Source organism: Modicisalibacter radicis (assembly GCF_900961225.1).
In the GTDB taxonomy this organism is placed as follows: domain Bacteria; phylum Pseudomonadota; class Gammaproteobacteria; order Pseudomonadales; family Halomonadaceae; genus Modicisalibacter.
On the sequence record NZ_CAAHFN010000097.1, the window covers coordinates 1 to 1,903 of the forward strand.

The window sequence follows — 1,903 nt, forward strand, 5'->3', positions numbered from 1 at the left end:
CGACGCCTGATGCGCCAGGTCCAGCCGGTCCAGTGCGAGCACGCTCAGGCCCTCGGTCGCGGGCAGTGCGTCACGCAGGTGCTGTTGGGTCAGCAGTAGCTCGATACCGCTGTCCGCGACCATGTAGGCCAGCCGCTCGGCCGGATAGTCCGGGTCCAGCGGCACGTAGGCGCCGCCGGCCTTGAGGATCGCCAGCAGCCCCACCATCATCTCGACGGAGCGCGCCACGGCGATGCCCACCCGGGTCTCGGGTTTGACGCCCAGACCGATCAGATAGTGGGCCAGCCGGTTGGCCCGAGCATCGAGGTCGGCATAGCTCAGGGACTGATCCTCGAAGACCAGCGCCGTGGCCTCGGGCGTGGCCATCGCCTGGTGCTCGAACAGCCGGTGCACCGGGTCGACGTCGGGGTAACGCCGGGGGTTGTCGCCCCAGCTGGCGAGTTGCTGTCGCTCGGGCTCGCTCAGCAGGACGATGTCGCCCAGTCGCTCCTTTCCATGTGCCATCAATTGCTGCAGCAGGCACTCCAGGTGCCCCATCAAGGCTGATATGCACCCTGCCTCGAACGCCGCCCGTGCATAGCGACACTGCAGCCGCAGTGTTTCCCCCTGGAACACCGTCAAGGTCAACGGATAGCTGGTATCTTCCCGATGGCTCACCTCACCGAATGTCAGCCCTTCTGGAGACGCCCGACGCAGTGCCGCATCCACCGGATAGTTCTCGAACACCAGCAAGCTATCGAACAGCCCCTGACCACCTCTTCCCATCCAGCCCTGGATCTCGTAAAGCGGTGTGTGTTCGTGCTCACGACTTCCCAGGTTCTGGTTCTGCAGATCGCGTAGCCAGTCATGGACCAACCACTCAGGATCGATGGTGGCGACAATGGGCAGGGTATTGATGAACAGCCCCAGCATGCTCTCGGTACCGGGCAACTCTCCGGGACGTCCCGCCACCGTGGCACCAAAGCAGACATTGCGCTGGCCGCTATAGCGTGACAGGAGCAGTGCCCACGCCCCTTGCACCAAGGTATTGAGCGTTACGCGCTCACGCTGGGCCAGCGCCGTCAGCCGCGTCGTGTCCCCCTTATCCAGACACAGGGTGCATTCACCATGACCCACCACCTCGTCATCCGGCACCGGCAAGACACCTGCCAGACGCGTCGGCCCTTCCAACGTCGCCAACCGCTCGCGCCAATAGGCTTCATCGGCTTGGGTATCCCGCTTTTGCAACCAGGCGATATAATCGCAATAGCGTCCCGGCTTAGTCTCGAGCGCTCCACCGCCATACGTCGCTATCACCTCACTCAACAGTCGAGCCGTACTCCAGCCGTCCAACAGCAGGTGGTGGCGCGTCCAGATGAAGTGATATTGGGTATCGTCGACGCGTATCAGCGCCATGCGCATCAGCGGCGGCACCGACAACTCGAAGGAATCGAGTTGATGCCCGGCCAGGACGTCCAGCGCCTTCTCCTGTGCCTCGCTGTCGCTGCTTCTCCAGTCCTCCTCGACCCAAGGCAGCTCGCTGTCCCGGGACACCCACTGAAGGGGTTCTGTTGCCTGGGTCAGGAATCCGGTACGCAAGACGTCGTGGCGTACCACCACCGTTTGCCATGCACGCTTGAAGCGTTCGACCTCCAGGCCGTCGATGTCGACCCGCAGTTGGTTGATGTAGGCACCATCCAGAGCGTCGTAAAGACTATGGAACAACATGCCTCGCTGTAGTGGGGACAGCGGATAGACATCCTCGATGCGCGCCTCGTCGAGACCCAGGGCCGCGACCTGCTCGCCACTCAGGAACTCCGACAGCCTGCCGCGCTCGGCCGGATACCGCTGATGCCCCGCGTCACCCGAGACACGCGTCGCCACCCGCGCCAGTTCGGCCACGCGCTGATGCTCGAACACCTGG

At 63.7% G+C, this 1,903-nt stretch carries 1 protein-coding gene; it reads right to left on the minus strand.

All coding sequences use genetic code 11. The annotated features are described in order from the left end of the window. Positions 1–1,903: condensation domain-containing protein (locus HR9077_RS17165; protein WP_168380985.1), on the minus strand; the 1,903-nt coding region annotated here is incomplete at both ends.